General features: G+C 37.2%; 22 protein-coding genes and 1 tRNA gene. 17 read left to right on the forward strand and 6 right to left on the reverse strand.

Translation table 11 applies throughout. The features are described from left to right. Positions 1–34 precede the first annotated feature (34 nt). From glmM to J3U42_RS11425, 9 genes are all read left to right on the forward strand, one after another. Positions 35–1372 (forward strand): phosphoglucosamine mutase, encoded by a 1338-nt coding sequence (gene glmM / locus J3U42_RS11385; RefSeq protein WP_267336507.1) that lies wholly within the window; start codon positions 35–37, stop codon positions 1370–1372. A 252-nt stretch (positions 1373–1624) separates the two neighbouring features. Then, complete coding sequence (gene atpB / locus J3U42_RS11390) at positions 1625–2407, forward strand: F0F1 ATP synthase subunit A (RefSeq protein ID WP_220218583.1); 783 nt, start codon at positions 1625–1627, stop codon at positions 2405–2407. Between the two features lie 41 nt (positions 2408–2448). Then, positions 2449–2682 (forward strand): F0F1 ATP synthase subunit C, encoded by a 234-nt coding sequence (gene atpE, locus J3U42_RS11395; protein ID WP_220218582.1) that lies wholly within the window; start codon positions 2449–2451, stop codon positions 2680–2682. A gap of 24 nt (positions 2683–2706) precedes the next feature. Next, positions 2707–3177: a F0F1 ATP synthase subunit B gene (gene atpF, locus J3U42_RS11400; RefSeq protein ID WP_220218581.1), complete on the forward strand. Its 471-nt coding sequence runs from the start codon at positions 2707–2709 to the stop codon at positions 3175–3177. 13 nt (positions 3178–3190) lie between these two features. Then, positions 3191–3724, forward strand: coding sequence for a F0F1 ATP synthase subunit delta (gene atpH, locus J3U42_RS11405; RefSeq protein ID WP_220218580.1), 534 nt, complete (start codon positions 3191–3193; stop codon positions 3722–3724). A gap of 11 nt (positions 3725–3735) precedes the next feature. Beyond that, positions 3736–5277: a F0F1 ATP synthase subunit alpha gene (gene atpA / locus J3U42_RS11410; RefSeq protein WP_220218579.1), complete on the forward strand. Its 1542-nt coding sequence runs from the start codon at positions 3736–3738 to the stop codon at positions 5275–5277. Between the two features lie 14 nt (positions 5278–5291). Next, the gene (atpG, locus tag J3U42_RS11415; protein WP_220218578.1) at positions 5292–6161 is read left to right on the forward strand and encodes a F0F1 ATP synthase subunit gamma; all 870 of its coding nucleotides are present in this window, start codon (positions 5292–5294) and stop codon (positions 6159–6161) included. Between the two features lie 47 nt (positions 6162–6208). Beyond that, a complete protein-coding gene (gene atpD, locus J3U42_RS11420) occupies positions 6209–7591 on the forward strand; it encodes a F0F1 ATP synthase subunit beta (RefSeq protein WP_220218577.1) in 1383 nt (460 codons plus the stop codon). Between the two features lie 26 nt (positions 7592–7617). Continuing rightward, a complete protein-coding gene (locus J3U42_RS11425; protein ID WP_220218576.1) occupies positions 7618–8043 on the forward strand; it encodes a F0F1 ATP synthase subunit epsilon in 426 nt (141 codons plus the stop codon). Positions 8044–8259: 216 nt separating this feature from the next. Here J3U42_RS11425 and J3U42_RS11430 read toward each other — a convergent pair whose 3' ends face one another. Then, positions 8260–8571: a GNAT family N-acetyltransferase gene (locus tag J3U42_RS11430; protein WP_324169870.1), complete on the reverse strand. Its 312-nt coding sequence runs from the start codon at positions 8569–8571 to the stop codon at positions 8260–8262. Positions 8572–8580: 9 nt separating this feature from the next. After that, entirely contained in the window at positions 8581–8721 is a 141-nt protein-coding gene (locus J3U42_RS11435; protein WP_267336508.1) for a hypothetical protein, read from the reverse strand. A 286-nt stretch (positions 8722–9007) separates the two neighbouring features. Here J3U42_RS11435 and recC point away from each other — a divergent pair, with 286 nt between their 5' ends. From recC to J3U42_RS11475, 8 genes are all read left to right on the forward strand, one after another. Then, positions 9008–12217: an exodeoxyribonuclease V subunit gamma gene (recC, locus tag J3U42_RS11440; protein ID WP_267336509.1), complete on the forward strand. Its 3210-nt coding sequence runs from the start codon at positions 9008–9010 to the stop codon at positions 12215–12217. 11 nt (positions 12218–12228) lie between these two features. Continuing rightward, positions 12229–13020 carry a TatD family hydrolase gene (locus J3U42_RS11445; protein WP_267336510.1) on the forward strand — a complete coding sequence of 264 codons (792 nt, stop codon included), beginning with the start codon at positions 12229–12231 and terminating at the stop codon, positions 13018–13020. 54 nt (positions 13021–13074) lie between these two features. Beyond that, positions 13075–14040: a ketopantoate/pantoate/pantothenate transporter PanS gene (gene panS, locus J3U42_RS11450; RefSeq protein WP_220218573.1), complete on the forward strand. Its 966-nt coding sequence runs from the start codon at positions 13075–13077 to the stop codon at positions 14038–14040. Positions 14041–14170: 130 nt separating this feature from the next. Further along, entirely contained in the window at positions 14171–15574 is a 1404-nt protein-coding gene (locus tag J3U42_RS11455; protein ID WP_220218572.1) for a DHA2 family efflux MFS transporter permease subunit, read from the forward strand. A gap of 4 nt (positions 15575–15578) precedes the next feature. Beyond that, positions 15579–16211, forward strand: coding sequence for an MBL fold metallo-hydrolase (locus J3U42_RS11460; RefSeq protein ID WP_267336511.1), 633 nt, complete (start codon positions 15579–15581; stop codon positions 16209–16211). Positions 16212–16362: 151 nt separating this feature from the next. Beyond that, positions 16363–16950, forward strand: a complete 588-nt coding sequence (locus J3U42_RS11465; RefSeq protein WP_220218570.1) for a biotin transporter BioY — start codon at positions 16363–16365, stop codon at positions 16948–16950. Next, the gene (locus J3U42_RS11470; protein ID WP_220218569.1) at positions 16934–17512 is read left to right on the forward strand and encodes a YiiX/YebB-like N1pC/P60 family cysteine hydrolase; all 579 of its coding nucleotides are present in this window, start codon (positions 16934–16936) and stop codon (positions 17510–17512) included. The genes J3U42_RS11465 and J3U42_RS11470 overlap by 17 nt, the downstream gene beginning before the upstream one ends. A gap of 95 nt (positions 17513–17607) precedes the next feature. Next, positions 17608–17683: transfer RNA gene (locus tag J3U42_RS11475), tRNA-Asn, on the forward strand. A gap of 320 nt (positions 17684–18003) precedes the next feature. Here the strand turns inward: J3U42_RS11475 and J3U42_RS11480 are convergent. From J3U42_RS11480 to J3U42_RS11495, 4 genes are all read right to left on the reverse strand, one after another. After that, positions 18004–18927, reverse strand: coding sequence for a hypothetical protein (locus J3U42_RS11480; RefSeq protein ID WP_267336512.1), 924 nt, complete (start codon positions 18925–18927; stop codon positions 18004–18006). An 88-nt stretch (positions 18928–19015) separates the two neighbouring features. Beyond that, positions 19016–19876 carry a M23 family metallopeptidase gene (locus J3U42_RS11485; protein ID WP_267336513.1) on the reverse strand — a complete coding sequence of 287 codons (861 nt, stop codon included), beginning with the start codon at positions 19874–19876 and terminating at the stop codon, positions 19016–19018. Then, positions 19857–20165: a hypothetical protein gene (locus J3U42_RS11490; protein WP_267336514.1), complete on the reverse strand. Its 309-nt coding sequence runs from the start codon at positions 20163–20165 to the stop codon at positions 19857–19859. The genes J3U42_RS11485 and J3U42_RS11490 overlap by 20 nt, the downstream gene beginning before the upstream one ends. Before the next feature lie 376 nt (positions 20166–20541). Then, positions 20542–20947, reverse strand: a 406-nt coding sequence (locus J3U42_RS11495) for a hypothetical protein (protein WP_267336515.1), incomplete at its 5' end; no start/stop codon positions are given.

The raw sequence follows: 20947 nt of genomic DNA on the forward strand, positions 1-20947 counted from the left end.
TATCAAATACAAGGCGTCAAAATGAGGGAATAACATGTCTAATCGAAAATATTTTGGGACTGACGGAATTCGAGGCAAAGTTGGGCAGTACCCTATCACCCCAGATTTTGCCCTTAAATTGGGTTGGGCCGCCGGAAGAGTGCTGGCCAAAGAGGGGGTAAAAAAAGTGCTGATTGGTAAAGATACCCGTATTTCCGGTTATATGCTTGAATCGGCACTTGAAGCAGGCTTCGCCTCAGCCGGTGTTGCCTCAGCCTTTACTGGTCCAATGCCGACACCGGCTATCGCCTATTTGACCCGAACATTTCGCGCCGATGCCGGCGTGGTGATTTCCGCCTCACACAACCCTTTTTATGATAATGGCATTAAATTCTTTTCAACCGAAGGAAAAAAGCTCGATGATGCGATCGAACTTGCAATCGAAGCGCAACTGGAAAAACAGATCGACTGCGTCGAATCAGAACAACTAGGACGAGCAAGCCGAATCACCGATGCCGCTGGTCGTTATATTGAGTTTTGTAAAAGCACATTTGATCACGATTTGAGTTTATCTGGTTTAAAAATTGTGGTGGATTGTGCTAATGGCGCAACCTACCATATCGCCCCGAAAGTATTGCGTGAATTAGGCGCAAAAGTTACAAAAATTGGCTGCGAGCCAGACGGTGTAAATATTAATCAAAATTGTGGTGCAACTGATATTAAAGCGTTATCTGAACGTGTTTTAAAAGAGAAAGCCGATGTCGGTTTTGCCTTAGACGGTGACGGGGATCGCATTATTATGGTTGACCATAAAGGTCGCAAAGTTGATGGTGACCAAATTATCTATATCATTGCCAGAGAAGCGCTAAGACAAGGGCAACTTAAAGGCGGTGTGGTAGGAACATTAATGAGTAATATGGGGCTTGAATTTGCCCTCAAAAACCTCGGCATCCCTTTTGCCCGGGCTAAAGTTGGCGATCGTTATGTTCTTGAAAAACTGATTGAAAATAATTGGCGGCTCGGTGCTGAAAATTCCGGGCATGTGTTACTTCTCGATAAAACCACAACCGGTGATGGTATTGTGGCAGGTTTACAAGTGCTGGCGGCAATGGTTCGCAACAATATGTCTTTAGCTGATTTATGTAGCGGAATGAAAATGTTACCGCAAGTATTAATCAATGTCCGTTTTGCCGGTGAAAATGACCCTTTACAAAATGCAGCTGTCAAATCAGCAATTGCTCAAGCTGAGGCACATCTGGCTAAAAATGGTCGTGTTTTAATTCGCAAGTCCGGAACAGAACCGCTTATTCGGGTCATGGTCGAAGGACGTGAAGAAGCCGAAGTACAAAAATTAGCAGAACAAATTGCCCAAACAGTGAAAACCTCTAATTAGCTCAATTTAACCCCATTAATTAAATAATCAATGGGGTTAAACTTCCTATAATATAATCGTTAATCGAACTGTTATTATTTACACAAAATTAGTAAAAAGTGTCTAAATCCTTTGATTTGTTAATCAAATCTTGACTTTATATAGGCAATTGGGTTTAAAATAGTGACTTCGGTTATTATAGCGATTGCTTATACCTATATGGTTTAACATAAGCAGTGTTTTTTTATTTTTAGGAATAGGTAAGAGGGTTTTATGTCAGTTTCCTCTCCAGCTTCACCACAAGCTTATATCAAGCATCACCTTGAGAACTTGCAGGTAGGTTCAGGTTTTTGGACCTTTAATCTTGATTCATTGTTCTTTTCAATTCTACTCGGCGCGCTCTTTTTATGGATTTTTTATTGTGTAGCCCGAAAAGCAACAAGCGGCGTACCAGGAAAATTACAATGCGCAGTAGAAATGATTTTTGAATTTGTCAACAACACCGTAAAAGACATGTTCACCGGTCAAAATAAACTCATTGCCCCGCTAGCATTAACGGTATTTATTTGGGTCTTCTTAATGAATTTTATGGACCTTATCCCGGTTGATTTCCTACCTTATGCCGGTCAATATTTAGGTCTATCGCATTTAAGAGTGGTACCTACAGCGGATGTTAGTATTACCATGTCAATGTCTTTAGGCGTATTTGTGCTTATCATCATTTATTCAATCAAGTACAAAGGAATTTCCGGGTTTATTAAAGAATATACCCTTCACCCGTTCAATCACTGGGCATTTGCGCCTATCAACTTAGTACTTGAATTGGTCAGTCTATTAGCGAAACCTGTCTCTTTAGGGCTTCGATTATTTGGTAACATGTATGCAGGTGAACTTATCTTCATTCTAATTGCTGCGTTATTACCATGGTGGTCACAATGGGTACTATCTTTACCATGGGCTATTTTTCATATTTTAATTATTACGTTACAAGCATTTATTTTTATGGTGTTGACGATCGTCTATTTAGCTATGGCATCGGCAACGGAAGAACATTAATTTTAATTTAAATTTTTTTTGTCAATAAACTGGAGTATATAATGGATACTAGTATGTTATTTGTAGCCGCAGGCATAATGATGGGATTAGCTGCAATTGGTGGTGCAGTTGGTATTGGTTTATTAGGTGGTAAATTTTTAGAAGGTGCTGCTCGTCAACCAGAATTAATGCCGATGCTACGTACTCAATTCTTTATCGTTATGGGTCTGGTTGATGCGATCCCAATGATTTGTGTGGGTATTGCACTATATGTCATTTTTGCTGTCGCAGGCTAAAAATAATTTAAGAGGAATTGTCTCATGAATATGAACGCAACTCTCCTCGGCCAAGCAATTACATTTGTATTGTTTGTTTGGTTCTGTATGAAGTTTGTTTGGCCTCCAGTTATCCGTGCGATTGAAAAACGCCAAAAAGAGATAGCCGATGGACTTGCTTCTGCAGAAACAGCAAAAAAAGATTTGGAATTAGCCAAAGCAAATACATCTGACATAATGCAACAAGCTAAGGTCGAGGCTAATGCAATTATTGAGCAAGCAAATAAACGTAAAGCCGCTATTCTTGAAGAAGCTAACCAAGAAGCATCTCGAGAAAAAGAACGCATCGTTGCTCAAGGACTTGCCGAAGTAGAGGCTGAACGTAAAAGAGCTAGAGAAGAGCTTAAGCAACAAGTCGCTACACTCGCTATTGCTGGTGCAGAAAAAATTATTGAACGTTCTGTTAATGAAGCCGCTAATAGCGACATCATTGATAAACTTGTAGCGGAATTATAGGGAGATTAGAGCAATGGCTGACTTAATTACGGTTGCTCGCCCTTATGCTAAAGCTGCTTTTGATTTTGCGGTAGAAAAAAACAGCATCGAATCATGGCATAAAATGTTGGTGTTAACATCCCAAGTAAGCAAAGATGCACAAGTAAGAAGCATCTTAACATCTGACATGAAAACCGATTCGGTAGCAAATTTACTCATCAATATCTGTAAAGATGTCTTAGATGAGTTTAGTACTAATTTTATTAAGATAATGGCCGAGAACAAGCGTTTATCCCTTCTTCCTGAAGTGTTAGCTCTGTTTGAACAATATTGCTTAGATAAAGATGCCCAAGCAGATGTGGATGTGATTTCTGCCAGTGAGCTAACAAGCGAACAACTTAATAAGATTTCTATCGCTGTCGAAAAACGTTTATCACGAAAAGTAAAACTAAAATGTCAAATCGATAAATCGCTCATTTCTGGTTTTATTATTCGTACGGGCGATATGGTTATTGATAGTAGTATCAGAGGGCGTTTAAATCGTTTAAATGACGCTCTACAGTCTTAAGGGGACTGATAATGCAGCTAAATTCAACTGAAATAAGTGAACTAATTAAAGAGCGGATAGCTCAGTTCAATATTGTGAGTGATGCTCACAATGAAGGAACCATTATCTCTGTTAGTGATGGTATTCTTCGAATCCACGGATTAACTGATGTCATGCAAGGCGAAATGATTGCATTACCAGGCAACCGTTATGCAATGGCATTAAACCTTGAACGAGATTCAGTCGGTGCGGTCGTTATGGGCCCATACGAAGACTTGTCTGAAGGGATGAAAGTCCAATGTACTGGTCGTATTTTACAGGTACCAGTCGGTGACGGTTTATTAGGTCGAGTGATTAATACTCTTGGTGAACCAATTGACGGAAAAGGCTCAATTCAACATGACGGATTTTCACCGGTTGAAGTGGTTGCGCCGGGTGTTATCGACCGTCAATCTGTTGACCAAGCGCTACAAACAGGTTATAAAGCCGTTGACTCAATGATTCCAATTGGTCGTGGTCAGCGTGAACTTATCATCGGTGACCGTCAAACCGGTAAAACCGCATTAGCCATCGACGCCATTATCAATCAACGTGATTCTGGTGTTAAATGTATCTATGTCGCAATCGGTCAAAAACAATCTACTATTGCTAACGTAGTGCGTAAACTTGAAGAGCATGGCGCACTTAAAAATACCATTGTGGTTGTGGCCTCAGCTTCTGAGTCAGCAGCATTACAATACTTAGCGCCTTACGCGGGTTGTGCTATGGGCGAATACTTCCGTGACCGTGGTCAAGATGCGCTAATTGTTTATGATGATTTATCTAAACAAGCGGTTGCTTATCGTCAAATTTCATTACTACTCCGTCGTCCACCTGGGCGTGAAGCTTATCCTGGTGACGTATTCTATCTTCACTCACGTCTACTTGAACGTGCAGCTCGTGTTAACGAAGCTTATGTTGAAGAATTCACTAAAGGTGAAGTAAAAGGTAAAACCGGTTCATTAACTGCGTTACCAATTATCGAAACTCAAGCCGGTGACGTATCAGCATTCGTACCAACCAACGTAATTTCGATTACTGATGGTCAGATCTTCCTTGAAACCAGCCTATTTAACTCAGGTATCCGTCCTGCGGTTAACCCGGGTATTTCGGTTTCACGTGTTGGTGGCGCAGCGCAAACGAAGATAATGAAAAAATTATCAGGCGGTATTCGTACAGCACTTGCACAATATCGTGAATTAGCGGCATTCTCGCAATTTGCATCAGACTTAGATGAAGCAACAAGAAACCAATTAAGTCATGGTGAAAAAGTAACTGAACTATTGAAACAAAAGCAATACGCTCCAATGACTGTTGCAGAACAATCAATTGTACTTTACGCCGCTGAACGTGGTTATCTTGAAGATGTTGAACTTGCAAAAGTATTATCATTTGAAACAGCACTTCTTGCTTATGCCCACAGTCAATATGCTGATTTTGTCAAACTAATTGACGAAACGGGTAATTACAATGATGAGATTGAAAGTAAGTTAAAAGCAATGCTTGAAAGCTTTAAATCAACTCAAACTTGGTAAGGGCGAGGTAACAAATGGCTAATGCAAAAGAGATTAGAACCAAAATTGCCAGTATCCAAAGTACGCAAAAGATCACTAAAGCAATGGAAATGGTTGCCAATTCAAAAATGCGTAAAACGCAAGATAGAATGGCAGCTAGTCGTCCATACGCTGAAATGATCCGTGAAGTAATTGGACATTTAGCGTTAGCTCAGATAGGCGCCAAACATCCTTATTTAGAAGAAAGAGATGTAAAACGGGTTGGCTATCTTATCATTTCAACCGATCGTGGTTTGTGTGGTGGTTTAAATATCAATCTATTTAAAACTGTCATTGCTGACATGTCAGCATGGCAGAAAAAAGGCGTTGAAGCAGATCTTGCTTTGATTGGTTCACGAGGGGTTTCGTTCTTTTCATCCGTGAAAGCAAACATCTTAACCCAAGTAACCAATCTAGGTGATGAACCAACTTTATCTGATTTAATCGGTCCGGTAAAAACAATGCTTGAGGCATATGATAACGGCAAAATTGATAAATTATATATTGTTACTAACAAATTTATTAATACCATGTCGCAAAAGCCAACAATACAGCAGTTGTTACCATTACCTGCATCAGAAGATAAAGAACTTAAAACTTCATCATGGGATTATATTTATGAGCCAGATGCAAAATCATTATTAGATGTGATTTTACGTCGTTATATTGAATCACAAGTATATCAAGCAGTGGTTGACAATTTAGCGAGTGAACAAGCAGCAAGAATGGTGGCCATGAAAGCAGCAACAGATAACGGTGCAAACTTAATTAATGAACTACAAATAGTGTATAACAAAGCACGTCAAGGTGCGATCACTAATGAATTAATTGATATTGTATCCGGTGCAGCCGCTGTTTCAGGTTAGTGCTAAATATTGGCTTACAGTTAAGAAAAAGACGTAGAGGATTAAAAATGGCTACTGGAAAGATTGTCCAGATCATCGGTGCGGTGGTTGATGTCGAATTCCCAGAAGATGCAGTACCAAAGGTATATGATGCATTAGAAGTGGAAACTGGCACCGAAAAATTAGTTCTGGAAGTTCAGCAACAATTAGGTGGTGGCGTTGTTTGTTGTATCGCAATGGGCTCATCTGATGGTTTAAGACGTGGACTTAACGTCGTAAACACTGGCCACGGCATTGAAGTACCGGTAGGTACTAAAACGCTAGGTCGTATTATGAATGTACTTGGTGATCCTGTTGATAAAGCAGGCCCAATTGGTGAAGAAGAGCGTTGGGCGATCCACCGTGCTGCACCAACTTATGAAGAACTTGCCAACTCAACTGAATTACTTGAAACCGGTATTAAAGTTATCGACTTAATTTGTCCATTTGCTAAAGGTGGTAAAGTCGGTCTATTCGGTGGTGCAGGTGTTGGTAAAACCGTTAACATGATGGAGTTAATCCGTAACATCGCTATCGAGCACTCTGGTTATTCAGTATTTACCGGTGTAGGTGAGCGTACTCGTGAAGGTAATGACTTCTATCACGAAATGAAAGAATCAAACGTACTTGACAAAGTATCATTAGTTTACGGTCAGATGAATGAGCCACCAGGAAACCGTTTACGTGTTGCGTTAACTGGTTTAACCATGGCTGAAAAATTCCGTGATGAAGGTAAAGACGTATTATTATTCATCGATAATATTTATCGTTATACCCTAGCCGGTACTGAAGTATCTGCGCTATTAGGTCGTATGCCATCTGCGGTAGGTTACCAACCAACCTTAGCTGAAGAAATGGGCTTACTACAAGAACGTATCACTTCAACCAAAACCGGTTCAATCACTTCAATTCAAGCGGTATATGTACCTGCCGATGACTTAACTGACCCATCGCCAGCAACAACCTTTGCTCACTTGGATGCAACAATCGTATTAAGTCGTCAAATCGCATCATTAGGTATTTACCCGGCGGTTGACCCACTTGACTCGACAAGTCGTCAATTAGATCCACTTGTTGTTGGTCAAGAACATTATGATTGTGCTCGTGGCGTTCAGTCAATTCTTCAACGTTATCAAGAACTAAAAGATATTATCGCTATTCTTGGTATGGATGAACTATCAGAAGATGATAAATTGACCGTTGCCCGTGCTCGTAAGATTCAACGCTTCTTATCACAACCATTCTTCGTGGCAGAAGTCTTTACCGGTTCGCCAGGTAAATATGTGCCATTAAAAGACACAATTAGTGCATTTACTGGCATCATGAACGGTGATTATGACCATATACCTGAACAGGCATTTTATATGGTTGGTTCAATTGATGAAGCGATTGAGAAGGCGAAATCTCTGTAAGAGATTCATTGAACGGAGAGAGTATTATGGCACTAACTTCCTATCAATTAGAAGTTGTTAGTGCTGAATCTCACCTATTTTCAGGTGATGTTCAGCGAATCAGAGTCACAGGGCGAGAAGGTGAACTAGGAATCTATCCGGGTCATACTCCCCTACTTACCACCATTAAACCGGGTATGGTAGGCATTGTGAAAGCAGATGGTGAAGAAGAATTTATCTATTTATCTGGTGGCATCTTAGAAGTTCAACCGAATATAGTGACAATTCTCGCTGATACTGCTATTCGAGGCGAAGACTTAGACGAAGCCAGAGCACAAGAAGCAGTTAGACAAGCCCAAGAGCACATTAATCACCCAAGTGATGACATGTCATTTGCCCAAGCATCTGCCGAACTATCAAAAGCATTGGCGAAAATGCGAGTTATTGAATTAACCCGCCGTATTGGTCAATAACTTAGTTACCAAAATAAAAAAGGTTACCAAAGCAAATTTAGTAACCTTTACATTTTGTTATAGCGTTACGTTAATCAATCTGTAAATCATAAATCGCTACATCTAAAAAATCACATAGCAAAAAATGATAATCCACGCTAATTTAATAATGTTGCCTTACTCATTTTGAATTTGTGATTCATAGGTATTTCATCTCTTATTGGAAGCTTACTCTATTTATAGTTGACATCCCATTTGAATATCGCAACGTTGATAAGGTGATGCGATACCTTTAATTTCAGTAAATCCCAATTTACGATAAAGCCTTATTGCTGGCGCTAATATAGTATTACTTTCTAAGTAAATTTTTTTTGCACCTAATTTTTTAGCATGAATTAATGCTGTTTGTCCTAAATGATAACCTATTTTATTACCTTGTGCTTGAGGTGAAACAGCCATTTTTGCCAATTCAAAATCATAATCACTATCATGCATTTTAATTAATGCACAACTGCCTACAGGTTGATCATCTATTAAAGCAATAAAAATATATCTGCCTTAATCTAAAATATATTCATGGGGATTGTCTAATGCTTTATAATCAGACTCTTCCATCACAAAATACGTTTGAATCCATTGTTTATTAATCGATTTAAATGCCGATTGATAACAGGCTTGATAAGGAACGATACAAAACATTATTTGCTCAAAATTTAATTTGTTAGTGAATTGATATTATCCCATTAACTCTTTATATAATAGAAATAATAACTAATTAATTTTAAAAGCAAAATTGACATCTCTTGCCAAAATTGATTTTTAATTCCGATAAATAATCGAAATTAACGACATAAACATTTTCATACTAAAAATCGCATTCAAACGCACTGCAGATACATAATCGAATATTTATAATAATAGGATACTGGATTTATTATTCGCTATCAGCGATAATTTTAGTAACTTTCTCGACATAAAAGCAACTATGTTCACCATTTACCATTCAAATCAAGTCGATCTACTCAAATCACTCGTAAGTGAATTGATGCAAAGGCAACCACTACAAGACGTATTTACGCCGGATGTTGTTATGGTACAAAGTCAAGGAATGGCGCAATGGTTACAAATTGAACTTGCCGATGCACTTGGCATCGTTGCCAATGTGGCGTTTCCTTTCCCAACAGATTTCATATGGCAAGTTTATCAAACATTGTTACCCGATGCGCCATTGGAAAATAGCTTCAATCCGGAAGCGATGACTTGGCGTTTATATTATTTAATACCAAAGCTGATTGAGAGATCAGAATTTAGTGCACTAAAAAATTATCTCAATATTGATCAATCCGAAAAAAAGCTTTATCAGCTTGCAACTCGAGTTGCTCGTTTATTTGACCAGTACTTAGTATATCGACCCGACTGGCTGGCAAAATGGGAATTGAACCAAACAGTAAATGAATTAAATCATCATCCCGATGAAATATGGCAAGCGCAATTGTGGCGAGAGTTGATTGCAATTAGTCAGCCTTATCATCGGGCAAATATTTATCAACAGATGCTTGAAATCTTATTAGATGATAGCTTTGACCGTTCAAAATTAGCTCCGCTACCTAAACGCATTTTTATCTTTGGTATCACCTCATTACCGCCAATATATCTCTCTTTACTTTCGGCACTTGGACAACATATTGATGTACATCTAATGTTCAACAACCCTTGCAAATGGTATTGGGGCGATATTGTCGAAAAACAGTTATCAGAGACCTTAACCACCCCAGATAAAATCCCCAATGCATTACTCACCTCATGGGGAAAATTGGGGCGTGATAACCTTTATTTATTACAGGAATTTGAGAATAAACAAGATATCGATGTCTATGTTGATCATGATCGCAACAGCCTGTTACATGCTATTCAACAAGATATTTTAGAACTTTATCAAAGTGAGCAAATTAATCGGGAAATTGATAAGTCAGATAAATCGATAACATTTCATGCTTGTCACAGCCAACAACGTGAAGTTGAAGTACTTTATGACTATCTACTTTCAGCATTCGACGCCGATCCAACACTTGAGTTACGTGACTGTATTGTTATGGTTTCAGATATTGATAAATATGTCCCTTATATTCAAGCTGTTTTTGCTAATGCCGATAAGCAACGTTATTTACCTTTTACGATTTCAGATCAAAAAGCCCGGAATATTGATCCCATTGTTCAAGGTTTCTTTGCTATTTTAAATTTCCCACAAAGCCGATTTACCGCTGAAGAGCTATTTAATTTACTGGAAATACCCGCCATTGCTGAAAAATTTGCTATAAATGAATCACAACTGACGCTGTTGCGCACTTGGATCATCGAATCAGGAATTCGCTTCGGGCTTGCAAATGCACATAGCTGGTTATTCGGTCTGGAACGTTTGTTACTTGGTTATACCATGAGTAGTGAACAAGGCGGCTGGCAACAAATTTTACCCTATGACGGCGCAACCGGTTTAGATGCAGAATTGATTGGTCAATTAGCTGAATTTATTAGCGTAGTACAAAAATGGTTAGTCATCCTCAATGAAAACAAACCATTAATTGAGTGGCAAAGCTGCTGCGTTGAGCTTATTAATGACTTTTTTATTAGTAATGGTCAACGTGAAACAATTTTATTAATGATTCAAGATGAGTGGCAAAAACTGATAACCAGCGGTTTACAGGCTAATTTTACCGATAATATCTCCATTACGATTTTGCACGACGCCATGCAATCTCGCTTAGAACAAAATCACTTAGCTCATCGCTTTTTAGTGGGTAAAATTAATTTTTGCACCATGATGCCAATGCGATCTATTCCATTTAAAGTGGTTTGTTTATTAGGCATGAATGATGGTGATTATCCAAGAACCTCGCTTCCACTCGATTTTGATTTAATTGCACAGCACCCAAGACGAGGCGATCGAAGTCGACGAACTGATGATCGTTATCTATTTTTAGAAGCAATATTATCGGCACAAAATCAGTTATATATCAGCTATATCGGGCGAGATATGAAAGATGACACAGAGCGTTATCCTTCGGTATTAGTCGATGAACTTTGGGACTATATAAACCAGTATTATGCTGATAATTCTGAGGATAAATTAGATTCAATATCCAAAACAGCTAATATTTTACGTGTTATGCACACACGCACCCCATTTAATCCACAAAATTTTCTGAGCGATTTTAAAAGCTATGCAGATGAATGGTTACCGGCTGCATCAAATAAAGGTCAAAGTCAGTCATTTATTAGCGATATACCGAAAATCACTGTCGATAATATTCATGTTGATGAACTTAAACGTTTTTATCAACATTCAATCCGCTTTTTACTACAAAAGCGATTTAATTTTTATGTTAACTATTTAGATGATACGCTACCGGATGCTGAAAATTTCAATCTCGACAATTTTCAACGTTACCAATTAAATGTCCAAATTTTAAATCAATTAATTGATCCAGAGCGTAGCGCTACTGATAACGTTTATCCACGCTTAGCCTTAACCGGTGAACTACCCGACGGTGCATTTGGTGAAATAATCTATGATGAACAGTATGAAGCTTTGCAACCGTTAGCAAATAAAATTATGCAAGAGCGGCTTAGCACATCAACCTTAGAAGTCAATTTAGTCATTGCGATTAACCAACAACACTATCCATTACAAGGCTGGTTAACCCATATCCAATCTGACGGTATTTTTACTTGGCGCCCGTCTAAACTTTCCATTCGTGAAGGGATTGCCTTATGGATAGATCATTTACTGTATTGTATTTTAAATCCCGATAACGTCGATAGCCAAAGCCGTGCTTATGGACGTGAAGATACCGAGTGGCGGTTTTTGCATATAAATGCCAATAAAGCTTTAGCATTTTTAACCGATCTTGTCGAAGGCTATTTACAGGGAATCAATCAGCCTTTATTACTCCCATTGAAAAGTGCATGGAGCTGGTTGGTTACAGCTTATAACCCCAAAACTGGCGAAATAGAACTGAGCGAAAAAGCTTACAATCAATTACTTAGCACCTGGCAAGGCGGTTTATACCATTTTGCAGAATGTGACCAGTACTACGCTCGTATCTATCCGGAATTAACCGATGATTTAATTGAACAAATTACCCTTTTAGCTCAGCGATTTTTATTGCCAATATTACAACATCAAGTAATTGAATAATAGGAGGCTAAATGTTTATTGACACACATTGCCATTTCGATTTTCCTCTTTTTACTGATGATATAACTGATTCAATCCGACAATTGCGTCAAGCCCAAATTGTCGGTTTAATCATACCCGGGGTATCGGTTAATCATTTTAATACCATATTGCAACTGGCGAACGATTACGATGAAGTTTATGCCGCTTTGGGCTTACACCCTATCTACCAACATACACAAGCCGACCTTGAGCAGCTTGGCCATATTGTTAAGCAAAAACCTAAAAAGCTGGTCGCAATTGGTGAAATTGGTTTAGATAAATATGATCAAACTATTGATTGGCAACAGCAATTATCTTTTTTTAGGGCACAGCTAGCGCTTGCCAAACAGTGTGATCTACCGGTATTAGTGCACTCTCGTAAAACCCATGACATTATCTATCATGAACTTCATCAAGCTGATTTACCGTGTCGGGGCGTTATTCATGGTTTTTCCGGTAGTTATCAACAAGCCATGCAATTGATCAAAATTGGTTATTATATTGGCGTGGGTGGGGTAATAAGTTATGCCCGAGCGAATAAAACCCGTAACACTATTGCCCAATTACCTCTTGAGAGTTTAGTATTGGAAACTGACGCTCCCGATATGCCATTGAGTGGTCGACAAGGGCAAGCAAACCGCCCGGAGTATATTGTTGAAACGTTTAATATTCTTTGCCAACTTCGAAATGAGCCTGCTGAGCAAATACGCAATACGATATTAACAAATACCTTGACGCTATTTAGTAGAATCAATAAAATGGAAAGACCACATAGCGATTAAAATAACTCTATAATTTTTATAAAGTTATATCGATGAATCACAAGGCGGATTCTTATGGCTAAACGTTATAATCAACTTTTTGTTCAATCCCTAATATCACTTACACGCCTATTCCCATTATGGGCAATAGTTTGTGCATTTATCGCCTATTTTTTCCCTGATACTTTTATGCCTGTGAGGCCCCATACTTCACAACTTTTAATGTTTGTGATGTTCACAATGGGCGTTACGTTAAGTATTGATGATTTTAAACGGGTGGTAACCAAACCCAAAGCGGTGGTGATATGTACGCTCTTGCACTATATCGTCATGCCATTAACTGCCTTGATTTTATCTAAACTCTTTACCATGCGACCTGAGTTATTAGTCGGTATGGTGCTGGTTGGTAGCGTGGCAAGCGGAACGGCATCAAATGTAATGATCTATCTGGCTAAAGGCGATGTAGCGTTATCTATTACCATTTCTTCTGTTTCAACACTTGTCGGCGTTGTAGTTACCCCTATTTTGACACTTTTACTCGTCGGGACAACCGTTGAAGTGCCGGTTTGGGGTATGTTGGTGCATATTGTCCAAATCGTTCTTATTCCTATAATGCTAGGCTTACTTGTTCACCATTTCCTTAATCCTGTCGTAAAAAAATGTGAGCGATTTTTACCTTTAATGTCGATGATCTGCATATTACTCATTATTTGTATTGTAGTTGCAGGTAGTCATGCGCAAATTGGTCAAGTTGGCTGTACCGTTATGTTTGCCGTTATTATTCATAATGGTTTAGGTCTCATTGGCGGATACTGGGGCGGACGTTTATTTGGCTTTGATGAATCAACCTGCCGAACAATGTCGCTGGAAGTCGGCATGCAAAATTCAGCCTTGGCAGCAACACTTGGCACAACCTATTTTTCAGCACTATCCGCACTACCTGCTGCAATATTTTCAGTTTGGCACAATATTTCCGGATCCCTACTTGCTGGCTATTGGCAAGGCAAACCTGTTAAAAATAAGAAAAAAGCCAACAATTAATTTATATTGTTGTAAAATGATTTTTAACTGCTCTCCAAAGTTTACCTAAACAAAACTGGAGAGCTCATTTTCGGGGATTGCTTCCAATCCCTACACCCGGCATATCAAATCAAATTTAGGCTAAACAAAAATGAATAGCGAATTACAGTTACCACCGTTTGTGTATCGAATTTTACCTTGGATTGCAGCTTTTGCTTTTTTTATGCAGTCGCTCGATACCTCCATTTTAAACACAGCATTGCCGACTATGGCAACAGATTTAAATCAATCGCCATTGAATATGCAATCCGCTGTGATTTGTTATGCATTAACCCTTGCCTTATTTATTCCGGTCAGTGGTTTTTTATCTGATAAATTTGGTACAAGAAATATTTTTGTCATGGCAGTAACGCTCTTTACCTTTGGCTCATTGCTATGCGCATTATCCAACTCATTAATTTTTCTGGATATATCTCGAGTTATTCAGGGTATTGGCGGTTCGATGATGGTGCCGGTATCTCGTTTAGTATTAATCAAAGCATTCAAGCGTAGCGAATTTTTAGCGGCGTTAAATACTGCAACGATTCCCGGTCTAGTCGGACCGGTTGTTGGTCCTGTCTTAGGTGGCTATTTAGTCGATATGGTTAGTTGGCATTGGGTCTTTTTTATTAACATTCCCATTGGTGTTTTAGGTGTAATAATAAGCTGGAAATACATGCCTAATATAAAAGGTGAGCGCATGCCTTTTGACTTGCTTGGCTTTATCTTTATTGTTATCACTTTTATCAGCGCAACGTTAGGGGTCGAGTTATTAAATGAAGGTCAACCTGCTTACATTTCGTTAATTCTTGCCGTTGTCAGTATAATATTTTTAATCATTTATCGTTATTATGCGAAAAACAAACAAGCGCCATTATTTCCATTAACACTTTTTAACATCCGCACCTTCAAAATAGGCATTATAGGCAACCTAATTTGTCGATTAGGCATTTCCGGCGTGCCATTCCTTATCCCACTGCTATTACAAGTCGGCTTTGGTTATTCCGCTATATTTGCCGGTATCATGTTGGTGCCTATGGCGGTTGCCTCAATCTGCACCAGAATATTTATCCCACATGTTTTAGGTCGATTAGGCTATCGTTTTGTACTAATTACAAATACTATTTTAGCCGGCCTGTTAATAATTTTAATGTCAGAACTCAACGCTTCAACGCCATTAATATTTATTGGCCTACTGCTTTTTTGTATTGGTGGTGTTAATTCCATGCAATATACCGCAATGAACAGCATCACATTAGCGGATTTACAAGGAGAATCAACCAGTAGCGGTAATAGCCTTATGGCCGTTAATCAACAATTAGCAATCAGTTTTGGTACCGGTTTAGGTGCTGTCTTGGTAAGATTGATAAGCCGTTCAACCAGCACAATTCACGCTTTTCAATTAACATTTGTTATACTAGGTGTCGTGACTGTATTATCCAGTATAATATTTGCTCAACTCACAAAACAAGACGGAAAAAACTTAACCGCTCATCATCAAGAAACAAGGAGATAAATGTATGTTTCAGTACCAAATTATTCCGGTGACGGCTTTTCAAGAAAATTGCAGCATTATTTGGTGTGATCAAACAATGGAAGCGGCCTTTGTTGATCCTGGTGGTGAGCCGGAATTACTCAAAAAAGCGGTTGAAAAGTTAGGCGTAAATATTAAACAAATTTTATTAACGCATGGCCACTTAGATCATGTCGGAGCGGCTGTTGAATTGGCTAATCATTATGATGTCAACATTATTGGCTCTCAACAAGAAGATGAATTTTTGTTTACGTCTTTACCTGAGCAATGCATGCAATTTGGTTTTCCCTTCATTAACGCCTTTTTACCCGATCGTTGGCTAAAAGAAGGTGACAAAATTCAAGTTGGCAACATCTCGCTTGATGTACTTTTCTGCCCCGGTCATACGCCCGGTCATATCGTGTTTATCAATCATCCGGATAAAATAGCCTTTGTGGGTGATGTGTTATTTAATGGCAGTATAGGGCGAACAGATTTTCCTAGGGGCAATCACGCAGATTTAATTTCATCAATTACTCACAAATTATTGCCACTTGGCGATGATTTTATTTTCGTACCCGGACATGGCCCGATGTCTAGCTTTGGACATGAACGACTCAATAATCCATTCTTAGTTTAATCTCAAAAGACGCTATGCTATCACTGCTTATTAGGGTGATAGCTAACATTATTTCCAGCTCAGTTGTAAACTATTTTTATAAAAAATAGTTTACAATAATCAATAATGCTTTATTATGGCCAGATTAATCATGTATCAAAGGTAAAAAATAATGAAGCAACAAATGACAACTTATTACCCTACATTTATCACAACTCTGGTTAACTTATCTACCTGGCAACGTAAGCTACTTACCACCACCAGTGCGGCACTACTGTTAGGACTGGCAGCTAATATTAGCATTCCTACTTACCCGGTTCCGTTTACTTTACAATCGTTAGCAGTACTGCTTATTGGCGCTTTTTTAGGCCGTAAATTAGGTGCATTAGCCATACTGCAATATCTACTTTTAGGTGCGATAGGATTACCATTATTCGCCAATGGTAGCGGTGGTATTATGGCTCTGGCATCACCTTCGGCAGGTTATTTATATGGCTATGTGTTTAGCGCTTATCTAGCCGGATATGCAGCAGAAAAAGGCTATGACCGCCACTTTATTCTGGGCTTAATTGCCTTTGCATGCGCACATCAATTGCTTTTCGTATTTGGTGTGGTGTATTTAATGGGCTATTTACATATTAGCTTTGTAGAAGCATTTAAAGTGGGATATCTACCATTTGTAGGGGTTGATGCATTAAAATTTATTATTGCGACCTTTACAATGTTTTCCCTTTGGCGTTATCGTGCTAAAAAACAATAATATTAAGTGTGGTGATATTCTCTTCCAGTATTTAAGGGAAGAGAATACATTTAATGGTGCGGTTAGCTATAGTGGTTCAGCGCCCAATGACAATGAATTGATGAATAAAATAAATCATGTAGGATTATATATTGGTCAAAATATTGTCATTGAAGCCATACCTAAAAAAGGCGTAATTAAAAATACACTTAACCGATTTTTGACTGCTGGTAGATACAATATAATTGGTACCATTAATAACCAATTAGTGATAAAAAACGCATTAATGCGTATCAAAGCTTGTATAGGCTTCCCTTATAACGATAGTTTTGATGCTAATGCCAAAGGTTTTTACTGTAGTGAACTAATAACTTATGCCTTTAGGCATCAAACGGGCGAAGATTATTTTCAATTATATCCAATGAATTTTAAAGATTTAACCACAGATCAGTTTATCCCTTATTGGATCGATTATTACCGAAATCTTAAGCAAACCATTCCGCAAGGTGAGCTTGGTTCTCATCCACAACAGTTATTAAGACAAAAGGAATTATTCAAGACAATCCTAACACTTGAATGCTAATAAATGGAGGTAATAAAAAACTGAATAACAATTTAAAATAATTTAACTATTGACATAGCGCCATAAAATCTATAATATGCGCGCTACATTTCGGTTCCTCCATAGTTCAGTCGGTAGAACGGCGGACTGTTAATCCGTATGTCACTGGTTCAAGTCCAGTTGGAGGAGCCAACTTTCCACTTTATCTCATATCGATATATTTCTGTTTAATTATAAGTCAATATATTATATTTTTTCGGGTTCAAATGCGGGTAAGCAAAAATGCTCATTTTGTTCATCACTAATCTATCTTGTTACCTCTAAAGCGTCAGAGCCTTGGGATGTATGAAAATGGAATAAATAACTTTCACTAGTTCTTTTGGAGAAGTTACGAAACCTAATTAAAAGTATTAAAAATTTATTCATTATTTCCAATCTACATTGTTATTTTTTATCATGCTCTTATATTAAGATTAATCTATTGATTGGACTAATATCCAAGCATTGAATTATTATTTAGGTATAGTTGAAAGTTCTTTTAACTCGACTTCGTACAAATCATCAAAGTTGTATATTTTTTTAGATATTATTTTATTTCTTTCATATTGCGTAATGATTTTGTAGTCTTTACCGAACTCGTCGGGGTGGTAATATGTAGTTTCTATCAATTCGCCTTTTTCATTATATTTTTTCCATAACCCAACTTGGATTCCTGTACCATTATAACTTCCTTGACATCCTGATAATTTTAATTTTCCATTTGGAAAATACTCTATTATAGGTTTTTGACATGGAGTACTATCAATGGATATAGTTGGTGATAATTGTATCAAGCTAATATTTTTATCTATATAAATGTAATTTTTATCTTGCTGATAATCTTGAGGTATATATGAATAACTTACTATTAATTTTTTCTTTAACTTAAAGGTAAATGTATCTTTTTGAAATGAAATAGACATAAATTCTTTTAATAAATATCTTTCTGAGTCACTTCTTGGTTCATTAATTAAAAAATCTGATATGATTTTCTCATTTTTAATTATGATAACCTTATACCATTCAGTACCTATATCTGCTGTTGCTTCAATGACAAAAACTATATAAGGAGATTGTTGTGAAGATGAATATTGATAGATCTTGAAACCAGGACCGTCATATTTTAGGGGAGCATAATCGATCACCCCTATCTTTTTGTTATTTGTAAACAGGTTAAAGGTTTCGCTTGTATTACTGTAGGTAAACCTATATTTTTTACTTTTAAATAAATTTCCGGACTCATCATAATCTAACACTTTGAATTGATTAAAATCAATTCTAGTTGTCTTACTATATTTTTGCTTGTCATTATTTATTTTAGATATTTGGTTGGATGTAGAATTTTCTTTACACCCAAATAATAATAAAATATAAAGAAATATAATTAATTTATTCATTTTCTTTGTCTTTCCTTTTTTACTTTAGTTTGTTCTTCTTCATTTATAGTTTTTAATCTTACGAAAAAAGCAGGATTATATCTATTTATTAAACCCTTACCATTACCCAAAGGTTTTTTGCGATTTCAAAATGTAAATGAGGATTTATTACACCTTCTGCATTTCCTGTATCTCCAGAATAAGCTATGATACTTCCACTTTTTACTTCACCAGATGTTAATACAGCAGAGTTTAAATGAGCATATCTTAAATAAATATAATCAGCATTAATATCAAATTCTGGTCCAGATTCTATTTCTTTAGTAAATTCTAGTTGATAGTCTCTTCTAGACGCTCTTAAATCTTTTCCTTTAACTTTTAAAACAAGAACATTACCATAACCTTTTTGACCTTCATTTGAATAACTCACTATTTCACCATCTAAACATGCTTTACATGGTGTATTTATATTAGCAAAAATATCTAATCCTTGATGAGCTTTATCTGAACCATCAGCGTATTTTCGTACCATACCAAATGCTCCATTTTGTTCCTTATGAACACCTGAGGAATTATAATATGTTCTTTGAGGGTTATCGATTGGATCATGCCATATAATGGGGGTAATTTGAAAACTTTCATTTTCACCGATTAAAAAATCATAATATCTTGAACCCTTAACCGTATCGAATTCACCTGTAAGAATACCTTTAAAATTTACCTTAGTTGCGTTGGTATCTTTTATTTCTGTTCTTATGGTTAAACGGGTACTTTTATTTTCAAGACCATTTAATTTGTTTTGTAATTCCTGATACACTTTATCATCTCTAGGACGAATTTCAATCTCTTGGATATACTCAATTTTCTCATCAATAGTAAATTGTAGTTCGGTTTTTTCAACTCCATTCACTAAAAAGGGAATAGATTTTTGTGGATATAAGTTTTGCTCATTACCTTTTTTCAAGTTCATGAATACTGATAACCAAAGATCCTTTAGGGGGCTTACCGTAACATTTAACAACAAGATAAATTTTGTCACCCAAACAGGCTTGATTTAATTTTAAATAGGTATATTCATTAGGTTTATTCGGGGCATTTACTTTTTTTGCAAAATAGGCATCCGCTACATTAATATCAAAATCAGATTGATGTAACAAATCATAAACAATTTGGTTAGGATTGGCTGAAGAAGAATCCACTATTTCGGATTGATCGTTAGAGGATTTTATATTTTCTGTCGGAAGGCTTTCGTTTTCCATTATGGGATGTTTAAGTTGTGATGTTTATTTATTGTTTACTTACCACCATTCATATTTATGAGGGTGATAAGCATAATAATCATTTGTTTACTACACAATCTTTAATTCAATTCATCAATTTCTTTATCCACAAATTTACGTTCGACAAGCTCACCGTCTTTATAGGTTTCTGTGTACAAAAGTTTGCTTTTTTTAGCAGAAGATAGATCCTTAGAACCATCTAATTTCTTTTGATAGTCTAATTGATAACATTTCCGGACACCATCAAGTAAACCATTTTTATATTCCGATTCGAGATAAATATAACCGATATCTAGAGGCGCATATTTACTGCCTGTTATCTCTATCCATACCCCCTCGCGAGTATGGTTTTGAACTAACCTTCCTCTGTAACATTAAGATCTGTATTTTGAAAAGAACCATTAGTATCATAATAACGGATGAATTTGCCTTGGGGGGTGAGTTGATATGTTCTTTTTTCTTTAGCAGCACTGTCTGTCTCATTACTGCCAAATCTCCTAATAATTATTTTCCCATTATCATAATAGAAAAATCGATAGCCTCTACTCAGATCATTTCCATATTCGTAAGTGGCTACTAATCTATCCACAATTTGATGAGAGCTGATAGATATAATGGATTGAAAAACAAGATGATTTCCATACTCGCAATGGTTGCATTCTAACTCAAGGTTCTCGGTGGTGAGTAGAAACAGATCAAACTGAGGAAAGCCGGCTATTTTTTCCACATGAACTGTAATCTTCTGGTTTAAAATATCGTTG

The sequence above is a fragment of the Gilliamella sp. B2923 genome (assembly GCF_026536565.1).
Taxonomy (GTDB): Bacteria; Pseudomonadota; Gammaproteobacteria; order Enterobacterales; family Orbaceae; genus Gilliamella.

Coding starts and splice junctions, on each gene's coding strand:
- glmM (WP_267336507.1), top strand. CDS start 35: ATGTCTAATCGAAAATATTTTGGGACTGACGGAATTCGAGGCAAAGTT.
- atpB (WP_220218583.1), top strand. CDS start 1,625: ATGTCAGTTTCCTCTCCAGCTTCACCACAAGCTTATATCAAGCATCAC.
- atpE (WP_220218582.1), top strand. CDS start 2,449: ATGGATACTAGTATGTTATTTGTAGCCGCAGGCATAATGATGGGATTA.
- atpF (WP_220218581.1), top strand. CDS start 2,707: ATGAATATGAACGCAACTCTCCTCGGCCAAGCAATTACATTTGTATTG.
- atpH (WP_220218580.1), top strand. CDS start 3,191: ATGGCTGACTTAATTACGGTTGCTCGCCCTTATGCTAAAGCTGCTTTT.
- atpA (WP_220218579.1), top strand. CDS start 3,736: ATGCAGCTAAATTCAACTGAAATAAGTGAACTAATTAAAGAGCGGATA.
- atpG (WP_220218578.1), top strand. CDS start 5,292: ATGGCTAATGCAAAAGAGATTAGAACCAAAATTGCCAGTATCCAAAGT.
- atpD (WP_220218577.1), top strand. CDS start 6,209: ATGGCTACTGGAAAGATTGTCCAGATCATCGGTGCGGTGGTTGATGTC.
- J3U42_RS11425 (WP_220218576.1), top strand. CDS start 7,618: ATGGCACTAACTTCCTATCAATTAGAAGTTGTTAGTGCTGAATCTCAC.
- J3U42_RS11435 (WP_267336508.1), bottom strand. CDS start 8,721: ATGTTTTGTATCGTTCCTTATCAAGCCTGTTATCAATCGGCATTTAAA.
- recC (WP_267336509.1), top strand. CDS start 9,008: ATGTTCACCATTTACCATTCAAATCAAGTCGATCTACTCAAATCACTC.
- J3U42_RS11445 (WP_267336510.1), top strand. CDS start 12,229: ATGTTTATTGACACACATTGCCATTTCGATTTTCCTCTTTTTACTGAT.
- panS (WP_220218573.1), top strand. CDS start 13,075: ATGGCTAAACGTTATAATCAACTTTTTGTTCAATCCCTAATATCACTT.
- J3U42_RS11455 (WP_220218572.1), top strand. CDS start 14,171: ATGAATAGCGAATTACAGTTACCACCGTTTGTGTATCGAATTTTACCT.
- J3U42_RS11460 (WP_267336511.1), top strand. CDS start 15,579: ATGTTTCAGTACCAAATTATTCCGGTGACGGCTTTTCAAGAAAATTGC.
- J3U42_RS11465 (WP_220218570.1), top strand. CDS start 16,363: ATGAAGCAACAAATGACAACTTATTACCCTACATTTATCACAACTCTG.
- J3U42_RS11480 (WP_267336512.1), bottom strand. CDS start 18,927: ATGAATAAATTAATTATATTTCTTTATATTTTATTATTATTTGGGTGT.
- J3U42_RS11485 (WP_267336513.1), bottom strand. CDS start 19,876: ATGAACTTGAAAAAAGGTAATGAGCAAAACTTATATCCACAAAAATCT.
- J3U42_RS11490 (WP_267336514.1), bottom strand. CDS start 20,165: ATGGAAAACGAAAGCCTTCCGACAGAAAATATAAAATCCTCTAACGAT.